5 protein-coding genes, 1 tRNA gene, 1 rRNA gene, 2 pseudogenes and 1 other annotated feature are annotated in these 5,066 nt (G+C 37.2%); of the genes and pseudogenes, 4 read left to right on the top strand and 5 right to left on the bottom strand.

Annotated elements, in window-relative coordinates; all coding sequences use genetic code 11:
- Positions 1-60: 60 nt before the first annotated feature.
- The gene (locus ARSQ2_RS03610) at positions 61-510 is read right to left on the bottom strand and encodes an IS3 family transposase (protein WP_238334299.1); all 450 of its coding nucleotides are present in this window, start codon (positions 508-510) and stop codon (positions 61-63) included.
- 232 nt (positions 511-742) lie between these two features.
- Positions 743-1,474 (top strand) — a sequence feature (23S ribosomal RNA rRNA prediction is too short).
- A gap of 170 nt (positions 1,475-1,644) precedes the next feature.
- Here ARSQ2_RS03610 and rrf point away from each other — a divergent pair.
- The 3 genes from rrf (at position 1,645) to ARSQ2_RS03590 (ending at position 2,233) form a co-directional block, all read left to right on the top strand.
- Positions 1,645-1,760: ribosomal RNA gene (gene rrf, locus ARSQ2_RS03600) — 5S ribosomal RNA — on the top strand.
- A 49-nt stretch (positions 1,761-1,809) separates the two neighbouring features.
- Positions 1,810-1,886: transfer RNA gene (locus tag ARSQ2_RS03595), tRNA-Asp, on the top strand.
- Positions 1,887-2,074: 188 nt separating this feature from the next.
- Positions 2,075-2,233, top strand: a complete 159-nt coding sequence (locus ARSQ2_RS03590; RefSeq protein WP_181994382.1) for a hypothetical protein — start codon at positions 2,075-2,077, stop codon at positions 2,231-2,233.
- A 91-nt stretch (positions 2,234-2,324) separates the two neighbouring features.
- Here the strand turns inward: ARSQ2_RS03590 and ARSQ2_RS14650 are convergent.
- Positions 2,325-2,474, bottom strand: a pseudogene (locus tag ARSQ2_RS14650) (IS630 transposase-related protein); the annotation flags it as partial.
- Between the two features lie 45 nt (positions 2,475-2,519).
- On the opposite strand from ARSQ2_RS14650, the pseudogene ARSQ2_RS12425 reads away from it, so the two are divergent.
- Positions 2,520-2,882 (top strand): annotated as a pseudogene (locus tag ARSQ2_RS12425) (transposase); the annotation flags it as partial.
- A 144-nt stretch (positions 2,883-3,026) separates the two neighbouring features.
- Here ARSQ2_RS12425 and ispF read toward each other — a convergent pair.
- From ispF to ARSQ2_RS14645, 3 genes are all read right to left on the bottom strand, one after another.
- Positions 3,027-3,545 (bottom strand): 2-C-methyl-D-erythritol 2,4-cyclodiphosphate synthase, encoded by a 519-nt coding sequence (ispF, locus tag ARSQ2_RS03575; protein WP_181994380.1) that lies wholly within the window; start codon positions 3,543-3,545, stop codon positions 3,027-3,029.
- 12 nt (positions 3,546-3,557) lie between these two features.
- A complete protein-coding gene (ispD, locus tag ARSQ2_RS03570; RefSeq protein WP_181994379.1) occupies positions 3,558-4,298 on the bottom strand; it encodes a 2-C-methyl-D-erythritol 4-phosphate cytidylyltransferase in 741 nt (246 codons plus the stop codon).
- Between the two features lie 93 nt (positions 4,299-4,391).
- On the bottom strand, positions 4,392-4,508 hold the full coding sequence (locus ARSQ2_RS14645) for an FtsB/FtsL family cell division protein (protein WP_420837730.1): 117 nt from the start codon (positions 4,506-4,508) through the stop codon (positions 4,392-4,394).
- Positions 4,509-5,066 lie beyond the last annotated feature (558 nt).

Here is a 5,066-nt window from a genome sequence, read left to right as displayed (position 1 = left end):
CAATCCGAAATTGCTTCGCTGTTTCTCGGATACTCCACCCTTCTTCTTCCATCGTAAATATCACTGTACGTCTAAATCAATTGAATAGCTCATATAAATAATGTCATCAAAATTAAGTCGCTTAGCTATATACGTGATATCACCGACATAATAGTGATTATGCTGTTGAGGGGAAAATTGTCGTTTAAGCAAATTAGGGGCATATCGATGTTCGTTACCCGATGAGGGATAGTAATACTTTTTCGTTGGGCTAATTGCAACTAATTGATTTAATTTCATGATGTTTGATATTTTATAAGTGCCAATCTGGCACCCTAAACCCTTTAACTCAGCTTGGATACGTCTTTTGCCATAAGTTTGGTCCGATGTATAAAAAATACGTTTGATTTTGCCACACAACCTTTCATTTTCAACTGTCGGTATTTTCGTTTCATAATAAAAACTACTACTGCTTACTTCAAAAATGTGGCATAACTCAGTGACCGTAAAATTGGGGTACATAATTTTCATTTGCTTCACGATTTTGAGTTTTGATTGTCGAGGATGAAGTAAACCGCAGCTTTTTTAATATGTCATTATCCCTCTGAGCACGCTTAAGTTTTACTTCTAATTCTTGTGTGCGCTGTTGCTCTGGCCTTAACACTTTTGATTTTATAGGCGTATTCCTATTTAACTCGCTAAGATATTGTTGCTTACAGCGCGATACGGCAGATTTTGCCGCACCGGCTATTTTTTCAACTTGGATATAGCAATATCCACCCTCAACTATGAGTTTTGCATATTCCAGTTTTTGCTTTGCGCTAAAGGTCACTTTTACTTTTCGTGGCATACTTATACCTATAAGATTTTGCTTAATTATAAGCTATAAATCTCTACAGTTTTATTAGACCACTACAGCTAATCACGGTTAGACATCGTGAGGTTAGTGCAAAAGCATAAGCCAGCTTGACTGCGAGCGTGACGGCGCAAACAGGTAAAAAAGTAGGTCTTAGTGACCCGTGGTGGTTCTGAATAGAAGGACCATCGCTCAACGGATAAAAGGTACTCCGGAGATAAACAGCGGTGTTTGTGGCACCTCGATGTCGGCTTATCATATCCTGGGGCTGAAGTAGGTCCCAAGGGTATGGCTGTTCGCCATTTAAAGTAGTACGCGAGCTGGGTTTAGAACGTCGTGAGACAGAGTTCAGTCCCTATCTGTTGTGGGCGATAGAAGATTAAGGCAGGGCCGGGCGGGGCTGCTCCTAGTAAATGCACCACTGGTGTACAGGTTTTCATGCCAATGGGGGCATTGTCCTGGTAGCTAAGTGCGGAAAAGATAACCGCTAAAAACATCTAAGCAGGAAACTTGCCTCAAGATGAGGCTTCCCTCACAGTTAATGCCCTATAAGGGCTGTTCAAGACGAGGACGTAGATAGGCTGGGTATGTAAACGTAGCGATACGTACGTTGAGCTCTAACTAGTACTAATAGACCCGAGAGGCTTAACCTGACAAAAAACCGAAGGTGTTTTGATAGAGAGAATTTTAGCTTGTTTTGAGATTGAATATGGTCGAATTTTGCTAAAGGCCGAGGTGTGTTCGTTACTGAGGTAGGTGAACAGACTGTAAGGCAGTGAAATAAGACGGGATAAATAGAAAAGAATTTGTCTGGCGGTAATAGCGCGGTGGTCCCACCTGATCCCATGCCGAACTCAGAAGTGAAATGCCGTAGCGCCGATGGTAGTGTGGGGTCTCCCCATGTGAGAGTAGGGAGCTGCCAGACTTTAATTTAAGGCTAATGGGAAAGACCGTTAGTGAAGTAAATCGGGTGTGGTGCGGTAGTTCAGTTGGTTAGAATACCGGCCTGTCACGCCGGGGGTCACGGGTTCGAGCCCCGTCCGCACCGCCAATAATATCGAAAGTAAGCCCTGTGAAAATATCACAGGGCTTATATATAAATATTTTTTATAAAGTAGTTGTTTTATTTTTATTTTTCTTGAACTTTAAGATGCAACTATGCGTCTAAATGACGAGCTTTATCTATTATCTATGTATTGGACAGATTAATAAATATTCGATTTTTAAGGGTTATTTGAGGTGGAAAAGAAAATTTATTCAGTGCGTTGTTATATTACTGGCCAGCCAGTAAAGCCTATTTTACCTGTATCTAAATATACGCTTGATGATGATTTACCTATAGGGATGCCATTATTTTCAGAAAGTGATGAATTAAGCATTGTTTCATGGAATATTTAGCAGCAACGCTCAAACTGGTCTTCAGTTTTAAATAAATTAGTCATAGATAAAAATTTGATTCTGTTAAAAGAAGCTCAAATTTCACCTCAACTTAAAGCTCTTCACGCTCTTTTTGGTAAGTATCTGGATATTGTTCAACATCTTTTATCAACTCGGATTTATTGATTTTTCGCTGACGCGTACTCGATGCTTTTGGCTCTATTTGATTAATCCAACGCGATACAGATCCAGAGCCAATGGGAAATTGCTTCGCTGTTAAATAATGTCCTCAAAATTAAGTCGCTTAGCTATACTGAAAGAAGCCTTAGATAACGCCATTGAACGGCAATTACTGGATACGAGAAGTTTGATGTTCCATTCAGATCAAGGTTGGTAATATTCATCGGAGGAGTTTAGGGCGCACCTCTTTGAAAGCACAATAAATCAAAGCATGAGTCGGCGAGGTAATTGCCTAGATAATGCCGTGATGGAAAGATTTTTTAGGAGTTTAAAGACGCAAAAGCTTAACCATTTATCGTTTATGAATCATCAATCTGTTGTCTATGAAGTTGAAAATTACATTCAGTTTTATAATTATTATCGACGCCATTCAACTATTAGTTATTTAACGCCACATCAAAAATATCATGAACTAAAGAATGCCGCTTAGATTTTCTACAAAATTTGTTGACCATTAGACTTTTTTCTAACATACATCATCAAGTGTTTACCCTCACCTTCAGGTGAAAATCCCAGATCTTCACGTACAATAAAATCTTCAGCCGTTAATTTTATTGCTCCTCTTGGTACTGGTTTACCATGCAGTCACTGAAGTGCTGTCACCATCATGACTATTATCCTTATCCTGTACTAATAAAACCACTGCTGCGCAAGCAATGCCTTCTTTTCTACCAACAAATCCAAGTGTCTCTGTCGTGGTAACCTTAACATTGACATCATCAATATGGCAACCTAGATCATCGGCTATATTTTTGCATATATCAGCAATATATGGCAGCATTTTTGGTACTTGGGCAATAATTGTGATATCAAGATTACTAATACAATATCCTTTTTTCAGCACCTGCGAATACGCCTCGCGTAACAAACTGCGACTATCGGCATCTTTAAAAGCCGGATCGGTATCAGGAAAAAGTTTACCGATATCGCCTAATGCTGCTGCTCCAAGAATAGCATCTGTCACTGCATGTAAGGCAACATCACCATCGGAATGCGCTATTAATCTTTGTTCATAGGGAATTTTCACTCCACATATTGTAATTGGGCCATCTCCACCAAATTTATGTACATCAAATCCATGTCCAATCCGCATGAACTATACTCCCTAACAATAGTCTTCTAAAGCGCTAGAAAGGTAGAATTCTGCTAACATCAAATCTTCTGGTTGAGTAACCTTTAAATTATCCACTCTACCTTCCAGCAATTGAGGATGATAACCGCAATATTCAAGCGCCGAAGCCTCATCGGTAATTACCGCTTTTTGCGCTAATGCTTGAGTCAAACAGTTTTTGATTAATGCTAAAGGAAAAAATTGTGGCGTCAGTGCATGCCAAAGTTCACTTCGTTCAACAGTATGACTAATATCTATTTTTCCTTGAACTGAACGTTTCATTGTATCTCTTACTGGCGCTGCCAAAATACCACCATAAGAAGACTGTTTACTATCAATAAAACGAATAATACTATTTAAATCAGTTTGATGTAAGCAAGGTCGAGCTGCATCATGAACTAAAACCCAACAGGGATCTAGCTGTAAATTGTCTGAGAAATAATTCAGTCCAGCCAAAACTGAATCAGCCCTTTGACAACCGCCAACAACTGTTTTAATTTTTGCATTTTTAGCAATCGCTAATTGATGAAAAAAGATATCATCCTTATTTAAGGAAACAATAATTTTGGAAATTCTTGGCTGCTTAAGTAAAGCAGATATGGTATGGTCAATAATCGTTTTTCCCGCTACTTTCAAATATTGCTTGGGACAATCCGCTTTCATACGATTGCCAATACCAGCGGCAGGTATTAAAGCAACAATTTTCACTTTATGATTAGATATAAATTTATTCATTAATCTAGACTGTTTTCTTATGAATTACTACTTTTTCGTCATAATATTTTTAAATAATTTTGTGGCTGGAAAAAATATTATTAATTAAAAATTTTATTTATGGTTTGGAAAAGCATTCTCATTCACTATTCGATAAAAAGACTCTCGAGGTCTAATTATACCAAGGTCAGAGCGGGATCGCTTTTCAATAGCTTCGCGTTCCTCATTCAAATCGTCTATTTCAGAAAATAAACGTTTATTGCGTACTTTAAATGTCCGTATTCAACGTTTCTAGCGCTGCAACTTCACTTTTTACACTTATACGCAAATAGTCATGGACACCATTTTTACCAAACCATAGTGAAATATTGTAACCAGCAAAACACAGCCAACAATATCAGCGCTAATTTACGCATCGAAGCCCCCTGTAAGACTTGCTTATCATCCCACAACTTATCCTATGACGCTACCTATCACAGATAAGTCATTAATAAAAAAATTCATAAATAAATATGAAATAGAGTCAAACGGGTCTTTTTATTGACAAAGTATAGCTTAGCTATATGTAAAAAAAAGTTTGTTTTTAGCATCTAATAAATTGATCATTTTAAAATGTTTTGTTGGTTAACTGTTTTTTATTTAAAGTAAAAAATTATGCTAAAAAATTCTTTCATTCTATTTTATATTCATTAAGTTATCACAGAAGGTCAAGATAATAAGATAATATAACCATATCTTATTTTTAAAATGATTAAATTATTTTTAACTCTCATAATGAGATTAATTAAT

This window comes from Arsenophonus endosymbiont of Bemisia tabaci Q2 (assembly GCF_902713415.1).
Classification (GTDB): Bacteria; Pseudomonadota; Gammaproteobacteria; order Enterobacterales; family Enterobacteriaceae; genus Arsenophonus.
This window is presented reverse-complemented; position numbering and strand designations above follow the sequence as displayed.